Source organism: Bacillus sp. 165 (genome assembly GCF_017742235.1).
Taxonomy (GTDB): Bacteria; Bacillota; Bacilli; order Bacillales; family Bacillaceae_G; genus JAGHKQ01.
In genome coordinates, this window is the sequence record NZ_JAGHKQ010000012.1 from 28,032 (window position 1) to 44,712 (window position 16,681).

The following is a 16,681-nucleotide window of genomic DNA, read 5'->3' on the forward strand; positions in this document are numbered from 1 at the left end:
GGTATTTTAAAGGTAAGTACATTTTTTAATTAGTTTGATACACTGAGGTGAAACACATGCAAAATATAGTAATAAATCATTTAGAATCTTTAGTTGAACAAGTACGCGATTATACTCATTTAGGAAATGTAGCGACTTATATCCCCGCACTTTCATATGCGAACTCCCAGCATATCGGGATTGCTATTATAGATAAGGAGAATAATCTTACTTATGCAGGAGATGCACATGTTCTTTTTACACTGCAAAGCATATCCAAAGTGTTGACACTTGCTCTGGCATTAATGGATCGAGGAAAAGAGTATGTGTTTGGAAGAGTTGGAATGGAGCCAACAGGTGATCCATTTAACTCCATCATTAAATTAGAAACAAGTAATCCGTCTAAACCACTGAATCCCATGATTAATGCAGGAGCCTTAGCGGTAACCAATATGATTATGGGAGAATCAAATGAAGAGAAAATGAGTCGATTATTAAGCTTTGTGCGGGAGATAACAGATAATCCAACTATTTCCTATTCTAACGAAGTAGCACAATCAGAATTTGAAACAGCTCATTTAAACCGCGCACTTTGCTATTACATGAAACAAAATCATATAGTGGAGGGTAATGTAGAAGATTTACTTGATTTTTATACAAAACAGTGTGCAATTGAAGTAAATTGTCTAGATTTATCCCGAATTGGTCTTCTATTTGCAAATGGCGGGTATGACCCTTATCGTCAAAAACAACTCATTCCTCGGGAAGTGACACGTATTTGCAAGACATTTATGGTAACATGCGGAATGTATAATGAATCTGGGGAATTTGCGATTAAAGTAGGCATACCGGCAAAAAGCGGTGTGGCTGGAGGAATTCTCGGATGTGTAAAAGATCAACTCGGGGTAGGTATCTTTGGCCCTGCTCTTGATGCTAAAGGCAATAGCCTCGCAGGAATGAAGCTTTTAGAAATATTATCCGAAGAAGAGGATTGGAGTATGTTTTAAAAAGTCTAGTACAAGGAAGCAATTGTGCTTATTCCTTTGTAAAGAAGCTCTCAAAGCTGAGCAGCCATCACTCTCCTCTCTATACGATGCTTTTAAGTGTTTTATCCCCTATAACAAAGTGGAAAAGGCTACCTCACCCTATGTGAAGTACCCTTTTCTCTTTATCGAGGAATACGGTTTTTAAATGCTTCTTTTGTAACCGGCAGCTCTTCCTCTTCTACTGTATGCTCATTGATATCTTTATGGATAATCGCGTTCTTCGGCGGTTGTGGAGCATGTCCCTTTTTCTTATGATGAAAAGCTTTGCCACGTCCCATACTTTTCACTCCTTTTGTTAGAATAACACAATGTTAGTATGGGACAAAATATGATTTTTTATAGGTGGAGATTGCTTCCTTATTTTTGCACTGCTTTTTGGGACCACTCTTCCACATTCCATGTTTTCGTATCCCAGTCCTCATAAAACCAGGTTCATGACATACAAGAAGAATGGTTCCTTTACATGCTTTCAATGCACGTTTTAGTTCTTCTTTGGCTGTTACATCTAAATGGTTTGTCGGCTCGTCTAAAAGTAATGCTTTTGGCTGTTCCAATAACAGCTTTGCCAGTAAAACCTTTAATCAAAACCCCGTCATTATTTTATCCTACAAAATTATAACGAAGAAGGAAATGTTAATTATTAGCGAAAATGTACTATTGTCGAATTTTCTTTTCCGATGAAATATTTCCGCGGAAATAGAAAAAAGGTGTAGAAAAACAGCCTGATTCTACAAGGCTATTCAACAACACCAGATTGAATAATTTCTGCATCTACATTTACTTTGACCATTACATTTGGGTACAATTCATACCACTTTTTTTCATTCCAGTCTCGTGTATGACTTCTATATACTTTTCCTAAACCAAGCGGGTCTATATGCTTTTTTTGAAACTTCCGTATTAACTGTATTGCTTGTTTTTTTATAGATTTTTCCATAGCATCCTCTATTTTTTCTACAGTTTTTGGATTTTCAAGGTTTTTTTCTTTTGTAAATTCCTGTACTTTTCCGTTTATGTTGATATTTACTTGTATAAAAGGATGGTTACTATTATCCACTAATGAATACTTCGTTTTAGACTTTATATTTCGAAGGCCTATATAACTCCTATTTTTGTCTTGCACCTGAAATTCATATTCTCCATATTCATATTTATCTGCCAGTATTTTAAATATAAACATTTCTTTAGAAGTAACTGTCCCTACAAATTTATCTCTACGAAATAAAGCTACTTCTTTTAAATCTATATCATTCCCTGTTTTAGTGATAAACGGCATGTAAGGATCACTTGTTTTATCATAAAAAGCCTTTAAAAATAAAAATAAGTTACTATGTGGCTGCAAACCTTTGTCCATCTCCTGCTCAATTAATGATGACAAATAACTAACAAGTTCGCCTTCGGCTGGATATTTTGATTTTAAAATGGCATCTAGTTTCTTATCAGCAACACTGACATATACAAGATTTCCGACATTCGGAACACGATCCAACGTATCTAAAATTTCCTTTAATCCCTTTTTAGCGAGCTTTTCACCAAATATGACGACACGTAGCTGCCCTATGACAAGAGGTCTCGGAGATTTATTGGATGCCCTAGCTAACACCTGATCACTCGTTTGTCCCGTTGCTGAAAAAATTTCAATTTCTATATCGCCATTTTGTTTATAAGTAGCAACAATGAATTTTCCTGTGAATTTTTTATCTGAAGCTGCATCAAAAGCCGCTACTTGAACTAAGTTTACATCATCCACAATTCTTGTTTGTCCGCACCCTGCAAGAATCACTATCCATATAAGTACCAATAGCTTTCTTTTCATACGGATCTCCTTAGCTTTCTTTGTATCGTCTGAATGATAAGAAGAACAGGTAAATAACAAAAGATAAGATATACGCCCAATTTACCATTCCAGTCGTTCATTATATTGATTATATTTCGATCCTTAAGAAAGGGTGTAATACATAAGACCATCAAGAGCATTACGAGCAATGGATATTTTTGCTTAACTTGAAACATTTCTTTTAGCCCTCTGCTTGCTGCCCATAAAGTAAGTACAATGTTAGGCAATACAATAAAGGCCCAAAATGAGATAAGAATATATTCAAATCTCTCAATAAAAGGAAAATTAATAATTTTAATCATACTTAAATATGACCATATATTTCTTGAAAGCTGCTCTTCGCTAAAAAATGCAAATGTTACTAAAAATACATATATGTAAAGACACGTCGTAAAAAAAGCTCCGTAATGAGCATACTTTTGAGAGTGTTGAGCATTTTTTATAAATGGATAATAAAATAATATATGTTCAAATCCCAGTATACTAAAAGACACTCCCTTTACCCCGTTCAATATTTCGATAACGGTGTGATTCCATATTGGAAGAATATTTCGAAAATCTGCGTACTTAATCACATAAAAAAGTGTGAAGAACAACCAACTTGGAACAATAACTCCAAAAAAAACAAATACCTGCCACTACTCGAAATCCTCCAGAAACCACATAATAAGCAAGCATAAGAATGACTATTACAAATACCCATGTTGGCACGAATGGAAACATCCACACTTGTATGACCTCAACATACGTTCGTATAATGGTCAAATTTGCCAAAAAAAGGTACAGAATAAACACAAGACTCAGGATATTCCCAAACCATTTCCCAAATAGTTCTTGATGTATTGCTATAATGCCTCCGCTTCCATCTTTCAAAAGTTTGTAAATGACCCATATCGCTATATTCACAGTAATACCAGCAATTAATACACTTATCCAACCATCATTTCCAGCCATTTTTGCTACTATTCTTCCAAACCCTAATATTCCCACCCCTACTTGCAAAGAGTTAACAAGAAAAAAGACCACTGACGGAGATACTTGATATTCAACTGGCACTTTTTTCATAAAATTCCTCTGTCATCATAAAATGAATGCTATTCATCAAAGTCACTTTTCTTCATTTCCTTTATCTTCTTTTTCTTCTGCTTTACTTTCTCTACATCAAAACGTTCACGTATTTGGGCTTGTGCAGTAATTGGACGTTTTGATAAAAAAGACATATCTAAACGGATAATGCTGTCTTTCCAATCAGAAAATCTTGTTGGATAAAATGGTGCAAGATAGGGTCTTCCTAATGATTTTGATCGCAACAAGTGTGTTAACACAAACAAACTGAAAATCATGATTCCAAATAAACCCATCATTTGCGCTGCTAACATAAATGGGAAACGAAGCAAGCGAATTGTATTACTCATTTTATAAATCGGTGTAGTAAAAGAAGATAGTGCCGATAAGGCAACTATAATAATCAAAATATTGCTCGTTAGACTGGCTTCTACTGAAGCTTGGCCAATCACGATACCACCTACGATTCCGACCGTCAATGCCACTTTAGAAGGAAGCCGCGCCCCTGCCTCACGCAAAAGCTCGATGACTCCTTCTAAAAATATAGCTTCAATGACAGGTGGAAAGGGAATTTTACTTCGAGAAGCAATCAATGTCTCAAGAAGCTCTTTTGGAATAATTTCATAGTGATACGTCAATATTGCTACATATAACGGCGTTGCTAAAATAGAAAATAAAACAGCAAACGCACGCAATAAACGAAAGCAAGAAGCCATAATCCAAGGCAAATTATAATCTTCAAGTGTGGAAAAAAATTCGACTAAGGTAGTAGGAAGAGTCATTACATATGGAGTACCGTCAACAAATAATGCAATTTTCCCTTCTGCCAGTACTGCGGCCACCCGGTCCGGTCGTTCGGTATTGATTGATTGTGGAAACAGGGAATTTGGATTATCTTCAAGCATTCGAATAAGATAGGAACTGTCTGTTACATTGTCAATTTCTACTTCTTTTAATTTATTAAGTAAATACTCGACATTATCTTCATTTGCTATCCCATCAATGTAAACGACTGCCGTACATGTATGGGATAGCTCACCGATTGTCACTTCTTTCACCGTTAAAGTAGAAATAGGAAGTCTTCTGCGTATTAACCCTAAATTAACTTCTATAGATTCTACAAATGCCTCTTGCGGCCCGATAACATTATATTCAATATCCGGCTTCGAGATTTGTCGCTCTTTCCTGCCACATATATTTACTAGCACACAAGAAGACGCATTCTCTTCCATTCGGATCATGACGTGTCCGCTTAAAATACTTTTCGTAATCACATCTATATCATCTGAAATTTCTACTTGTTCAATTGGGAATGCTGATTGCAGTTGTCGTAGTGATTCGATATTCCTCTCTAAAACATACGAAAGAACATCTCTATGTAGCATATCTTGATTGATCAATGTGCGGAAATAAGAAATATAAAGCGGCTGCTCTGATTCTGTATAAGTAAAATAGATAAAATCCCTTGATTTTTTTAAAGACTTAATCAGCGCTGACATAGATTTAATTGGTTGAGAAGATCCGGGTTGCTTCATTAAAGTATCAACTTTATCATTCACATCGCACCTCCCCTTTCACTATACTAAAAAAGCATTTACCTTAATATTAGTCAAAAAATTAGAATTTAAACAAAAGACCTCATTCATTTGAATGAGGTCCAAACACTTCTCTTACTATGATTATTTTATACCTTTTAATAACATATTCTCATCCATATCGGCTGATATTATAACTCCTTCATCATACTAATCCCCATAATCTCAAAGCCGATGCGTTCATACAGACGGCGTGCACCATGATTATGTCCAAATACATGCAGCTGGAATTGACGTATATTCTTTTCTCGAAGCCACTTCTCTGTTAGTTGCATTACCTTTGTACCATATCCATTCCCTTGATATTCTTCTAAAATGAATATTTCATAGAGAAATGCTCTGCTTTGTTCTTCATCAATAAATATCCACAAATCCCCAATAGCGGTCTCTCCATCACATAGATGAAATAAATAATGGTTTGGCGTATTATTTCCTTGTGGTAATAAACCGTCTATTTGTTCCTGAGACCGCTGCAATGCCTTATCATTATCTTCTCTAACATTCTTTGCAATACTTTCAGCGTAGCGAGGAATGATGTTCTCTAAAAAGTTAGCAAACTCACCATCTTCCATTTTTCGAAGCTTTAATTCACTCATGCCCATCTTCCTTTCCTTTCACAACTTAATTTTATTTTCATGAAGCTTTAATTACTTCTTCGATTAAATAGACATTTTTAATATACAAAAATACTGCTCGATTGGACGCTTGTCTAAGCAAATTCACTGCTGCCTGAATTGTATAATATATATACTTAAAAAGAGGGATTATAATGCTTGCAGATCGAATCATTGCCACAGGCTTGTTATATTTAGCAACGCCTTATTCATTTAAGGCACCTGCCGCTCAAACAAAAAAATTCGATTGCAGCTCCTTTGTGCAATACGTATTTGGTTTGAACGGAATCACCCTTCCGAGAAGCTCCCGGCAGCAATTTCAAGCAGGTGATTTTATAGCCTTTGATAGTCTTCAAAAAGGTGATTTGTTATTCTTTACCAATGAACAAAGAACAAAGAAAACCGGCATCGCCAAAATTGGGCATGTAGCAATTTATATGGGAAATAATTTGATGCTGCATACCTATCATTTAGGAGCACAAGTGACTATATCGGAACTCAATTCCTATTGGACCTCCATGTTTATGGGTGCAAAAAGGGTAATTTAAAAACTCCTTGTGAAACACAAGGAGTTTTTCGTTACATTTCTCTTAATCTAGCGGTTGCGGATTGTAGCTTGATCCTGTCCAGTCAGTTAAATCGCAAATTGCTTGCCAAAGCTGTGGATAAAACTCAAAGCGTGCACCTCTTTCTAATGCCTGTGCAGGAACACCTTTTAAGCTCTTTGTATTCAGACCGATCATGCGACGCACAAGCTGGATATGATGCTTGCGGAATGTTTGAAATCTCTCGTCAAACTCAGTTAGTGCCTGCATTAATTGAAACAATTCAAAATGATCTGCAGCATTTTTATGCAATTCAAGCGGTGTTAAGCCACGTTGCTTTAACAAAGCTTCAAATGGTTCCCACAATGTTGGACCTAATTTTAAAATTTCATTGAAGCCTGGAGAATCTTGACCGCTTCCTCGTCCAAGCGCCAAACGAATCGTATGATAATCACGTGGACTTACAACTTTTACCATATCAAATACGCCCGGAAGATGATCTAGATGTATATTTGTACGTTGTAGTTGTGCAGATGCCTTTGTTATTTCATTTGCTCTCATATGCTTATCAGCAAGATGAATATATTGAATGATTAATTTAAAATGTAATTCGGCAATTTGGTGAATCATTTGAAATGTCAGTTCATCATCACAGCATAATTCATTGTCTGTTTTTTGCAATCCTAATAATTCTTCTGTACGAATGTACTTTTCATAATCTGTTAACTTTCTTGTTGTATTCTCCATGTTCTTTCCCCCATTTTTATCCTAATGTTCGAAGTACGGCACGAACCGGACTGCCGTCTGCCTCTCCTAACGGAAGAGGCAGCGCAATCAGCTCGTAATCACCTGACTGTACGTTATCTAAGCATATTCCTTCTAAAATATGAATGTCATGCTCATGCAAAGCATGATGTGCTGACAGCTCTTTGCTGTCAAGCGGGTCTACAGAAGGTACGTCTACTCCGATTAAACGAATACCCTGCTTTGCTAAAAACGGTGCTATATCAGCTCGTAAATATGTGATAGTTTCTGGAAACTTATTTGCATCTTCCCAAGATCCCGTACGAAGCAAGATTCTTTCTGTTCCAGTCAAATCAAATTCTCTTAAATCATCTGCACCAATGCTGGTTTTGCCTGATACATCAATTACTCGAGCCACACCCATATACAAATTTAAATCCAAATCATAAATGCGGCGGCCTTTATCATCAAAATGAAACGGTGCATCTACATGAGTGCCGGTATGAATACTCATCGTAAGCTTACCAACATTGACTGAGCCGCTTTGTTCTTTTGTCCAGCTCACTTCATACGAAAATGGTGTGTCCCCAGGCCAAGTTGGCGTCTCATTTTCAAGCTTTCGGGATATATCAATGAACTTCATTTTTTAAACCCCTTTTACGCAATAACTTCACGCTTATTTTCATATTTTTCATACTGCTTGTCTTGCATGATTTTTTTCAGAGTTTGCACAGCGTCCCATACCTCCACATAAGAGGTATACAATGCTATAGGTGCTAAGCGCACTACATTAGGCGCACGAAAATCAGGTACTATACCATTTTCCTTTAACGCCTTACAAATTCGCGCTGCTTCTTCATGTTCTAAACAAACATGACCGCTGCGTCGCGTATCTTCCTTTGGATTTCCTATAGTAAAACCAAAATCTCTTAACTCTGACTCAATTAGGTCCATTAAATAACGATTAATATGAAGTGATTTTTCACGTACCTTTTCAATCGTTACCTCTGCAAACATTTCCAATGAACCAATAAGCGGCGCTGCGCTCAATATATGCGGTGTGCCAATTTGAAATGAACCTGCTGTACCTGCAGGAGTAAAGCTATGCTCCATATCAAACTGCTTATCTTTATGTGAACCAAACCAGCCTGCAAGCCCAGGCAAGCGATGGAAATGCTTTTTATTAACATACAAGCTTCCAACTCCACCAGGTCCGCTGTTTAAATATTTATAATTACACCAATATGCAAAGTCAACACCCCATTGACTAAACTGATGCGGAATGGCTCCTACAGAATGACAGCCATCGAATCCAATCAAAATACCACGGTTATGAGCTTCTTTTGTTAGTCTTGCTATATCAAGAAGCTGGCCGCTTCGGTATAAGACTGTAGGTAGTACTACTAATGCAACTTCCTCTGTCATGGCTGCAATAATATCCTCTTCGTCAATAGTACGCCCATCTCTGCTTTTTACTCGAATCAAGTGCGTATCTGGGTCGTACCCTTTTAAACGAAGCTGGCTTTGCAGAGCATAAATATCAGAGGGGAAATTCAACTCATCTGCCAAAATTTTCGTTCTGCTTCCTTGCGGATTATAAAACGTTGCTACAAGCTGATGAAGGTTCGTTGTAGTTGAACCAGTTATAATAACCTCTTCCGGCTCTGCACCTACTAAAGGAGCGCTTAGTTCTCCCAGTCTTTCAGATAAATAAAACCATGGATATTTTCCTTGCATCCATCCATCGATACCAAGAGTTTTCCATGATCCCAATAAATCAAGGAGTGTTCTCTCAGACCGCTTTGACAGCAACCCTAACGAATTTCCATCTAAATAAATGGAATCCGGTTGTAAATAAAATTCTTCTCTGTACTTAGAAAGCTCATCTTGAAAATCAAGCTCTTCCGCATAGTTTCGCGTCGCTTGAAACATAGCTGTCCCTCCCATTAACAAAATTACTCTTAAGATTAGGTTAATCTACTAGAGGAAAACATGTCAATCTTTTCAGAAAAATTAATTTATTTGTATAATAATGTAAAAAAATAACCTTCACTATTTTGATAGTGAAGGTCATTTCAAATGTAACAGAAAACTCCAGAAAACCAACCTTTTCTTCGTTCTCTCTTATAACATATTAATAACAAACAGTAGAATATCCGCTTTATAAAATTTCGTTTATTATCTTGCCCGGTTAAAAGCTGATTTGGAATTCTTTTTAGAAGATTGATTAGAACGTTTTGAAACAGGCTTCTTAAATTTATTCTTACTTCCATCCTTACTTCTTTCTTTATCTTTCTCTTTATCTCTAGTGTCAGGCGACTTTACAGTTCGAGTTTGTTCTAACGTCTGTCGTTTCAGCCGCATTTGTATTCCCTTTTCGATTATATCCACATACATACGATCCTTCGGCGTTATTAGTGTAACAGCCATTCCTTTTACACCAGCTCTTCCTGTTCTGCCTATTCGGTGAATATAGCTCTCTGTATCCTGCGGAATATCATAATTGAATACATGGGTAACCCCTTCAACATCCAATCCTCTAGCTGCCACATCCGTAGCAACCAGAAACTGAATCTCTGCCTCTCTAAACCGTTTCATAACCTGCTCTCGTTTTGCCTGCGATAAGTCACCATGTAATTCATCACAATTATATCCTTGTTCTAGTAACGCTGCGTTCAACTTACTTACCCTTCGTTTCGTACGGCAAAATATAATAGCTAAAAATGGACGATATCGTTGTAGCATGAGACATAGAGTTGATTGCTTGGCACGGTCTGTCGTTTCTACCGCAAAGTGTCTGATTTCTTTTACAATCAGTTGGGATGTTTGAATATTTATCTCTTTCGGATTACGCATATAACGCCGCGCCAACGACTGGATTTGAGCCGGCATAGTCGCTGAAAACAGCATCGTCTGTCTATTAGAAGGTGTATATTGAATAATATCCTCTACCTCATTTAAAAATCCTATATGCAGCATTTGATCTGCTTCATCCAAGACAAGCATGGATACTTCTGAAAGATCAATGGTTTCGCGGCGCAAATGATCCAACAGGCGCCCCGGTGTCGCTATTACAATGGATACACCTCCTTGCAGTTTCTTCATTTGCTTCTCGACATCTTGCCCTCCATAAACCGCTAATACAGGAGTTTCTTCTTCATTTGGAATTATTTTTTTTGCTTCATTTGTTATTTGCAGCGCCAGCTCTCTTGTCGGGGCAACAACCACTGCTTGTACTCCCTGTTGATTGGGATTCAATTGTTGTATAATCGGCAATAAAAACGCCAACGTCTTTCCTGTGCCCGTTTGAGCTTTTCCAATCACATCTTTACCGTCTAATAAAAGAGGAATAGTTTGTTCTTGTACAGGAGTTGGAACTGCAATTCCGTTTTTTCTTAAACTATCAATTAGCTCGTTCTTGATTCCTAACTGTATAAAATTCAAAGAATAATCAACCTTTCTTTTTCAACGTTCAATTACTTTTTACAAACTGCTACTCCAATAAAATATCGGACTCCCTCTCTCGGCTTTTCAAAGGTTACACCCCTCTGATAATAAATATCTACATTAGAAAACCGATCGAATAGCTGCTCAAACTCCTCCGGGGTCAGTTGATGAACATGAAAAGGTTCACTTGTAGGCTTTCCTCTTCCTCTTCCAAACGGACTCGATAAAACTAGAGTTCCTCCAGGCTTCAACATCTGATACAAGTTGTCCATAAACACTCTATCGTCTTCTACGTGCTCAATTGTTTCAAAGCTTAAAATCGTATCAAACATCCCCAATTTTTCTGGTAAAGAAGGGTCTACCGCGTTTCCCTGCACATAAGTCACTTTCTGATGATGGTATTCTCGATTAGCATAAAGCAATGTTTCCTTATCAATATCTACCCCTACAATCTCCCTTACTTCTCGTTTCCGATCCTTAGCAACCATATGACATCCATAACCAGTACCGCATGCAATATCTAATACTCTTCCCTCGATATAGGGCGTAGCGAAATAATATCTGGCTATATGTTCTAATAACATCCCATTCATCGGTTTTAGCAGTTTTGGAATAATTCGTTCTCCGGTCCATTCCAGCAAATATCATCACCATTTTCCTTTATTGTTTTTTCAAAACCACTTCTATAAATAAAAGTCTCATTAAGCGTTAAGGAAGTCTGCTTATCCCCTCTTACGATATATTGCGATCCCCAATAAGTATACTACAATTATACCCTTTTACAGAAAATCGTTTTCTATTAAAGATATTCACAATAATTAATTTTAAAAATATAAATATTATTCCTTTGAACATAGTTTTTATTCTCAAAATGGCCTATGTGACACCAATAAGCCAAAAATAAAATTCCTGTATACTACTACTTCTTGTCCCCCATGTATATAAGCCCCTTTTTTATGTAGATTGGCTCTCAATTATCTGCACAGCATATACTACATTGAGTCCATAAACAGGACTCGTGTCATCCCATAATGATTAACTTCCTACACATATTTAAGGAGGAATAGCTATATGAGTAAATCATCATGTCATGATCACGGCCATGATCACGGCCATGACCACGGTCATGGCTTTGGATATGGTTGGGGATTTGCGTTGATTGTTGTTTTATTTATTCTGCTAATCATCGTAGGTGCTGCTTGTTGCGGCGGCGGCGGATACGGTGGATACGGTGGCTACGGTGGCTATGGCTACTGGTAACAAACTATGTAATAAAACAGACCTTACTGCCAGTAAGGTCTGTTTTATTTCTATATAAATCTGTAATTAACTGCTCTCTTCTTTTAACTGGCTATGATACAAGTCAAAGTAAAATCCCTTTTCTTTGAGGAGATAGTCATGAGATCCCTTCTCAATAATTTGTCCATCTTCTAATACAAGAATTTGGTCCGCATTCCTGATTGTATTAAGACGATGAGCAATGACAAAGCTCGTTCTTCCTTTCATTAACCGCTGCAAGGCTTCTTGTATTTTTAACTCCGTAATGGTATCGATGCTGCTTGTGGCTTCATCCAATATCAAAATAGATGGATTGGCTAGTATAGCTCTGGCGATGGAAAGCAATTGTCTTTGTCCTTGGCTTATTCCGCCTCCATCTTGCTTCAATACCGTATCAAACCCATCTGGAAGCTTCATAATGAAGGAAAAGGCATTTGCTAATTTTGCGGCATACTCTACTTCTTCATCTGTTGCATTAAGCCTGCCGTAACGGATATTCTCCCTGATTGTTCCTTGAAAAAGAAATGAGTCCTGCAGCACAAATCCCATATGCCGACGCAGATTCTTCCTTGTTATTTGTGTAATATCATGTCCATCTATTAAAACCCTTCCTCCTTGCACATCATAAAAGCGCGAGAGTAAGTTAATGAGGGTTGTTTTACCTGCACCTGTCGGCCCCACTAATGCAACAGTCTCACCTGGGAACACATGAAAGTTAATATCTCGTACAGTATCACCCGCTTCTTCATAAGAAAACGATACATTACAAAACTCTACCTCCCCTTGTACCGTTAACAAATTAATATCATCTTTTTCGCTTTCAGTTTCCCCTTTCTCATCTAATATTTCAAACACCCTCTCTGCACCTGCTACAGCGGAGAGCAGAGTATTAAATTGATTTGATAAATCATTCAGTGGTCTTGTAAATTGCCTCGAATACTCGGCAAAAATGACAATTACCCCAATAGAAATTATTCCTTTAAGAGCTAATACTCCCCCGACTCCTGCGATAAGAGCAAAACTTAGGTTATTCAGCATATTCATCAATTTTGGAATAAAACCTGAATTAGATTGTGCCCAAAATCCTGCTCTCCGCAATTTTTCGCTTTTTTCTATAAATTCAGCAATGACTTTTTTCTCTTGAGAAAAGGTTTTTACAATTCGTTGTCCCGAGGTGATTTCTTCAATAAAACCATTTAAATCCCCGAGATTTCGCTGCTGCTCTTTAAAAAACCTCCCCGTACGATTGGTAATCCATTTCATCCCGAAAATCATTGCAGGAACGATGAGCAACGTAATGATTGTCATCAACGGACTTAACCACAGCATGACTGAAACAGTACCAATAAGCGTAATGATACCTGAAAATATTTGTATTGCCGAGTCGTTTAGCGTTGAGCTTACATTATCGATATCATTTGTAACCCGGCTCATTAATTCTCCATGCTGTCGTTTATCAAAAAATGAAATTGGTAAGTGATGCAAATGTTCAAATAACTGCGTCCGCATTCTAAATACAGTATTTTGAGCAATACCAATCATCAAAACATTTTGCAGCCAAAGAAATATAGAATAACACATGTATACACAGCCTAATACTAATATAGGCTGAAGCAGACTCTCATTGTTTCTTGTGACAATATAATTATCTATTGTCTTGCCGATCAGAAATGGACCTACAAGCCCTAAACAGGAACTAATAAGTACTAGTAATAAAACAAAAAATAGTAATCCCTTAGCATAAGAGAGATATAGCCATATTCTTTTTAATGTTTCCATTCTTGCTTTTGGTTTCAATCGTTTCGATTTGTCTGCCGTATTTTGTAAAGGAATCTTTTGGTACTGGAATGGTGCCATCAGCTGTTTAAACATTTTCTTCCCTCCTCTTCTGCAAATTGAGATTGGAATATTCGCTTATAAAGAGATGAGTTTTGTAACAAGTAAGAATGATCTCCTTCTGCTAATAATTTTCCTTCCTCTAATAGCAAAATCTTATCCGCTGCCATTGCCGTACTAATTTTTTGCGTAATAATGAATATTGTACATGTATATTGCTTTATCGCTTGAAGCAATTTGGCTTCTGTTTTTAAATCTAAAGCACTTGTGCTGTCATCCAGCAAAAGAATCTTAGGTTTTCGTACAAGTGCCCTCGCTATCGAAAGCCTCTGTTTCTGTCCTCCTGACAAATTCACTCCTTTTTGCCCCAGCACTGTATCATATTGCATCGGCAATTTACAGATTGTGTCATGAATTTGTGCACTTTTGGCAGCTTCTATTATTTCATCCATGGAAGCATCTTCTTTTCCCCACATAATATTTTCCTTTACTGTTCCTGTAAAAAGCAAAGCTTCTTGCGGAACAAATCCAATTTGTTTTCGTAAATACTCCAGCTTCATCTTCCTCACATCTTGACCATCAACTAAAATTGCACCTTCATTCACATCGTATAAACGCGGAATTAGTTGAAATAATGAGGACTTTCCAGCCCCTGTTGCCCCTAATACAGCAACCATCTCTCCAGGAGATACGTTAAATGATATATCACTAAGAACAGAAGAATCGGTACCTGGATAGCGAAAAGCGACCTCTGTAAATTCCACTTCTCCCTCTACAGCCTGTAATGCAGGAGAAGAATTTATTGAATCGGTTAAATCTATCGTTGTTTCTAACACCTCTGTAATACGCTGTGCAGAGGCTCTTGCTCGCGAAAAAGCCATAATGATGAAGGATAAAGGCGTAAAGGCAGCCGTAATACGAGTAGCATAATTCAGTATCGCTACTACTTCTCCTATTTTCGTCTCACCGGTGTTGATTTGCATATTGCCAAACCACAAAATTCCTAATATACATAAATTCATCACTAACAGTAATACAGGCATAGTCGTTTCCATTAATCTCAATACGGACACTGTCCGATTCTTTAAATGCTCACTTGCTTTTGTAAAACGCTTAAGTTCATATCCCCTTCGTATCAATGCCTTGATTAATCTCATCGCTAATAGGTTTTCCCTCATGACCCCGTTTACAGCATCCAAATTCCCCTGAACAGATCGAAATAGTTTTGCACCTCTATTCATTGCCCATATAAGAAATGTAATAAGAAGGGGAATGACGATAACTAAAAATAGCGCCAGCTTAAAATCGACGATGAGCGCCATAATAGTTCCTCCAATTACTAATAAAGGAGCACGCAGCATAATGCGTAAACTCATAAAAACCGTATTTTGAATTTGTGTCACATCATTTGTCATTCTGGTGATTAAGGAAGCGGCAGGAAATTGATTAAAGTTGGTAAAAGAAAAGGCCTGTACCTTTTTAAATACATTTGTTCTCACATCATATCCATAGCTTTGACTGATATGGGCAGCATAAAAAGAGTTTAAAACTCCTGCAATAAAAGCAATAATAGAGATACCTACCATCACCCCTCCCCATTTGAATACGACATGAAGATCCTTTTCCATTACTCCATCATCAATAATTTTTGCCATAAGCAATGGCTGCCAAAGCTCAACAGCTAACTCTACAAGCATAAACGATAACGCAATTGTCATATAAAAACGATACGGTTTCAAAAATGATAAAGCCTTCGACATTCGTAATCCTCCAAACTGTATATCTTCTGACTATTTCTACACCTAAAGAAGCATGCTTCTAAAATACTACACAGCTTCAATACAAACCTCGTTCCCTAACTAAAAATGAAATGTGCTAATAGTTAATAAGAGAGCTATTTGCTGCTGACCCAATGAGGTTTTTTGTCCCACTTGATCATTCTACTTTCATTATCTAATCTCACTTTTATCTCTTAACTAGAATAACGGACTTTCTTGTTAGAGAAATCTATACTGCATAATAAATGATGAAGCTGGCAAAATACAATTCAATTTTATAGCCAAGTAATCCCTTATATTTATAATACCTCTTTTTTTAACTAATTTGAATATTAATAAAATGAAACATAAAACCATTATCTGGTATAAAAAAGAGAGCTATTTCAGCTCTTAAGCAGGAAATCCCCTTCTGTTTCACTAACATTATATAAGAGTCGATTATAAGCTTGTTCACTAAATAGGGAATAAAAAAATAGAGCTTCACCGCAGAAGATTGTTACATAAGGTAATACGTTTGGAAAATCAAATGAAAGGCGGTAGTTATATGATGCGAGAGCTATCATTACTGCAAGTTGCAGAGGGACTTTCTAAAACGATTATCAATGCTACAGATCAGGAGCTAGAGGCTTTTCAAAAGATTATTCAAGAATCTCTGAAATTAAGAGAAGGACATAAAAACCTGCATAAATTGATTCAAAATTTTTCTGGAAAGAATATTAACGCTTCTTAAGAGTAACTGCGGATTTTTGAATATAAAAATAAACCAACTACGCTAAAAGTGAACTCCTTTTAAAGGGGTTCTTTTTTTATTACGGACTGTCACGTATGTGCATGGTGATTTAGGAGCACAAGCATTATATACAGGAATAAGAGAGCTATATATAGAAGTACAAAACTAAGACCAAAAAATAATATAA

At 36.9% G+C, this 16,681-nt stretch carries 17 protein-coding genes and 1 pseudogene; 4 read left to right on the forward strand and 14 right to left on the reverse strand.

The annotated features are described in order from the left end of the window. The first annotated feature begins 56 nt into the window (after positions 1-56). The gene (gene glsA / locus J7Q84_RS14995) at positions 57-986 is read left to right on the forward strand and encodes a glutaminase A (protein ID WP_209095488.1); all 930 of its coding nucleotides are present in this window, start codon (positions 57-59) and stop codon (positions 984-986) included. 161 nt (positions 987-1,147) lie between these two features. Here the strand turns inward: glsA and J7Q84_RS15000 are convergent, their stop codons facing one another. The 7 genes and pseudogenes from J7Q84_RS15000 to J7Q84_RS15025 all read right to left on the reverse strand — a co-directional run bounded on the left by J7Q84_RS15000 (position 1,148) and on the right by J7Q84_RS15025 (position 6,118). After that, the gene (locus J7Q84_RS15000) at positions 1,148-1,303 is read right to left on the reverse strand and encodes a hypothetical protein (RefSeq protein WP_209095490.1); all 156 of its coding nucleotides are present in this window, start codon (positions 1,301-1,303) and stop codon (positions 1,148-1,150) included. A gap of 79 nt (positions 1,304-1,382) precedes the next feature. Then, positions 1,383-1,603 (reverse strand): annotated as a pseudogene (locus tag J7Q84_RS15005) (P-loop NTPase family protein); the annotation flags it as partial. Positions 1,604-1,761: 158 nt separating this feature from the next. Continuing rightward, positions 1,762-2,841, reverse strand: coding sequence for a Ger(x)C family spore germination protein (locus tag J7Q84_RS15010; protein WP_209095492.1), 1,080 nt, complete (start codon positions 2,839-2,841; stop codon positions 1,762-1,764). Continuing rightward, the gene (locus tag J7Q84_RS18445) at positions 2,838-3,437 is read right to left on the reverse strand and encodes a GerAB/ArcD/ProY family transporter (protein WP_348519865.1); all 600 of its coding nucleotides are present in this window, start codon (positions 3,435-3,437) and stop codon (positions 2,838-2,840) included. Before J7Q84_RS18445 ends, J7Q84_RS15010 begins: the two co-directional genes overlap by 4 nt. After that, positions 3,430-3,927 carry a GerAB/ArcD/ProY family transporter gene (locus J7Q84_RS18450; RefSeq protein ID WP_247739298.1) on the reverse strand — a complete coding sequence of 166 codons (498 nt, stop codon included), beginning with the start codon at positions 3,925-3,927 and terminating at the stop codon, positions 3,430-3,432. Before J7Q84_RS18450 ends, J7Q84_RS18445 begins: the two co-directional genes overlap by 8 nt. A 29-nt stretch (positions 3,928-3,956) precedes the next feature. Continuing rightward, a complete protein-coding gene (locus J7Q84_RS15020) occupies positions 3,957-5,462 on the reverse strand; it encodes a spore germination protein (protein WP_209095576.1) in 1,506 nt (501 codons plus the stop codon). 191 nt (positions 5,463-5,653) lie between these two features. Continuing rightward, the gene (locus tag J7Q84_RS15025) at positions 5,654-6,118 is read right to left on the reverse strand and encodes a GNAT family N-acetyltransferase (RefSeq protein ID WP_209095494.1); all 465 of its coding nucleotides are present in this window, start codon (positions 6,116-6,118) and stop codon (positions 5,654-5,656) included. Positions 6,119-6,291: 173 nt separating this feature from the next. Here J7Q84_RS15025 and J7Q84_RS15030 point away from each other — a divergent pair, with 173 nt between their 5' ends. Next, entirely contained in the window at positions 6,292-6,684 is a 393-nt protein-coding gene (locus J7Q84_RS15030; protein WP_209095496.1) for a C40 family peptidase, read from the forward strand. A gap of 42 nt (positions 6,685-6,726) precedes the next feature. Here J7Q84_RS15030 and J7Q84_RS15035 read toward each other — a convergent pair whose 3' ends face one another. From J7Q84_RS15035 to J7Q84_RS15055, 5 genes are all read right to left on the reverse strand, one after another. Further along, on the reverse strand, positions 6,727-7,428 hold the full coding sequence (locus tag J7Q84_RS15035; protein ID WP_209095497.1) for a tryptophan 2,3-dioxygenase family protein: 702 nt from the start codon (positions 7,426-7,428) through the stop codon (positions 6,727-6,729). A 16-nt stretch (positions 7,429-7,444) separates the two neighbouring features. Then, positions 7,445-8,068 (reverse strand): arylformamidase, encoded by a 624-nt coding sequence (gene kynB, locus J7Q84_RS15040; protein WP_209095506.1) that lies wholly within the window; start codon positions 8,066-8,068, stop codon positions 7,445-7,447. Positions 8,069-8,082: 14 nt separating this feature from the next. Continuing rightward, positions 8,083-9,357 (reverse strand): kynureninase, encoded by a 1,275-nt coding sequence (kynU, locus tag J7Q84_RS15045; RefSeq protein WP_209095508.1) that lies wholly within the window; start codon positions 9,355-9,357, stop codon positions 8,083-8,085. Positions 9,358-9,603: 246 nt separating this feature from the next. After that, positions 9,604-10,869: a DEAD/DEAH box helicase gene (locus tag J7Q84_RS15050; protein ID WP_209095510.1), complete on the reverse strand. Its 1,266-nt coding sequence runs from the start codon at positions 10,867-10,869 to the stop codon at positions 9,604-9,606. A 32-nt stretch (positions 10,870-10,901) separates the two neighbouring features. Then, a complete protein-coding gene (locus tag J7Q84_RS15055) occupies positions 10,902-11,465 on the reverse strand; it encodes a class I SAM-dependent methyltransferase (RefSeq protein ID WP_209095578.1) in 564 nt (187 codons plus the stop codon). Between the two features lie 478 nt (positions 11,466-11,943). On the opposite strand from J7Q84_RS15055, the gene J7Q84_RS15060 reads away from it, so the two are divergent. Further along, entirely contained in the window at positions 11,944-12,132 is a 189-nt protein-coding gene (locus tag J7Q84_RS15060; RefSeq protein ID WP_209095512.1) for a YjcZ family sporulation protein, read from the forward strand. 66 nt (positions 12,133-12,198) lie between these two features. Here J7Q84_RS15060 and J7Q84_RS15065 read toward each other — a convergent pair whose 3' ends face one another. Both J7Q84_RS15065 and J7Q84_RS15070 read right to left on the reverse strand, forming a co-directional pair. Further along, positions 12,199-14,022: an ABC transporter ATP-binding protein gene (locus J7Q84_RS15065; RefSeq protein ID WP_209095514.1), complete on the reverse strand. Its 1,824-nt coding sequence runs from the start codon at positions 14,020-14,022 to the stop codon at positions 12,199-12,201. Then, positions 14,007-15,746 carry an ABC transporter ATP-binding protein gene (locus J7Q84_RS15070; protein ID WP_209095516.1) on the reverse strand — a complete coding sequence of 580 codons (1,740 nt, stop codon included), beginning with the start codon at positions 15,744-15,746 and terminating at the stop codon, positions 14,007-14,009. The genes J7Q84_RS15065 and J7Q84_RS15070 overlap by 16 nt, the downstream gene beginning before the upstream one ends. 532 nt (positions 15,747-16,278) lie before the next feature. On the opposite strand from J7Q84_RS15070, the gene J7Q84_RS15075 reads away from it, so the two are divergent. After that, positions 16,279-16,494 (forward strand): hypothetical protein, encoded by a 216-nt coding sequence (locus J7Q84_RS15075; RefSeq protein WP_209095518.1) that lies wholly within the window; start codon positions 16,279-16,281, stop codon positions 16,492-16,494. The last annotated feature ends 187 nt before the right edge of the window (positions 16,495-16,681 follow it).

Coding starts and splice junctions, on each gene's coding strand:
- glsA (WP_209095488.1), top strand. CDS start 57: ATGCAAAATATAGTAATAAATCATTTAGAATCTTTAGTTGAACAAGTA.
- J7Q84_RS15000 (WP_209095490.1), bottom strand. CDS start 1,303: ATGGGACGTGGCAAAGCTTTTCATCATAAGAAAAAGGGACATGCTCCA.
- J7Q84_RS15010 (WP_209095492.1), bottom strand. CDS start 2,841: ATGAAAAGAAAGCTATTGGTACTTATATGGATAGTGATTCTTGCAGGG.
- J7Q84_RS18450 (WP_247739298.1), bottom strand. CDS start 3,927: ATGAAAAAAGTGCCAGTTGAATATCAAGTATCTCCGTCAGTGGTCTTT.
- J7Q84_RS15020 (WP_209095576.1), bottom strand. CDS start 5,462: ATGAAGCAACCCGGATCTTCTCAACCAATTAAATCTATGTCAGCGCTG.
- J7Q84_RS15025 (WP_209095494.1), bottom strand. CDS start 6,118: ATGAGTGAATTAAAGCTTCGAAAAATGGAAGATGGTGAGTTTGCTAAC.
- J7Q84_RS15030 (WP_209095496.1), top strand. CDS start 6,292: ATGCTTGCAGATCGAATCATTGCCACAGGCTTGTTATATTTAGCAACG.
- J7Q84_RS15035 (WP_209095497.1), bottom strand. CDS start 7,428: ATGGAGAATACAACAAGAAAGTTAACAGATTATGAAAAGTACATTCGT.
- kynB (WP_209095506.1), bottom strand. CDS start 8,068: ATGAAGTTCATTGATATATCCCGAAAGCTTGAAAATGAGACGCCAACT.
- kynU (WP_209095508.1), bottom strand. CDS start 9,357: ATGTTTCAAGCGACGCGAAACTATGCGGAAGAGCTTGATTTTCAAGAT.
- J7Q84_RS15055 (WP_209095578.1), bottom strand. CDS start 11,465: ATGAATGGGATGTTATTAGAACATATAGCCAGATATTATTTCGCTACG.
- J7Q84_RS15060 (WP_209095512.1), top strand. CDS start 11,944: ATGAGTAAATCATCATGTCATGATCACGGCCATGATCACGGCCATGAC.
- J7Q84_RS15065 (WP_209095514.1), bottom strand. CDS start 14,022: ATGTTTAAACAGCTGATGGCACCATTCCAGTACCAAAAGATTCCTTTA.
- J7Q84_RS15070 (WP_209095516.1), bottom strand. CDS start 15,746: ATGTCGAAGGCTTTATCATTTTTGAAACCGTATCGTTTTTATATGACA.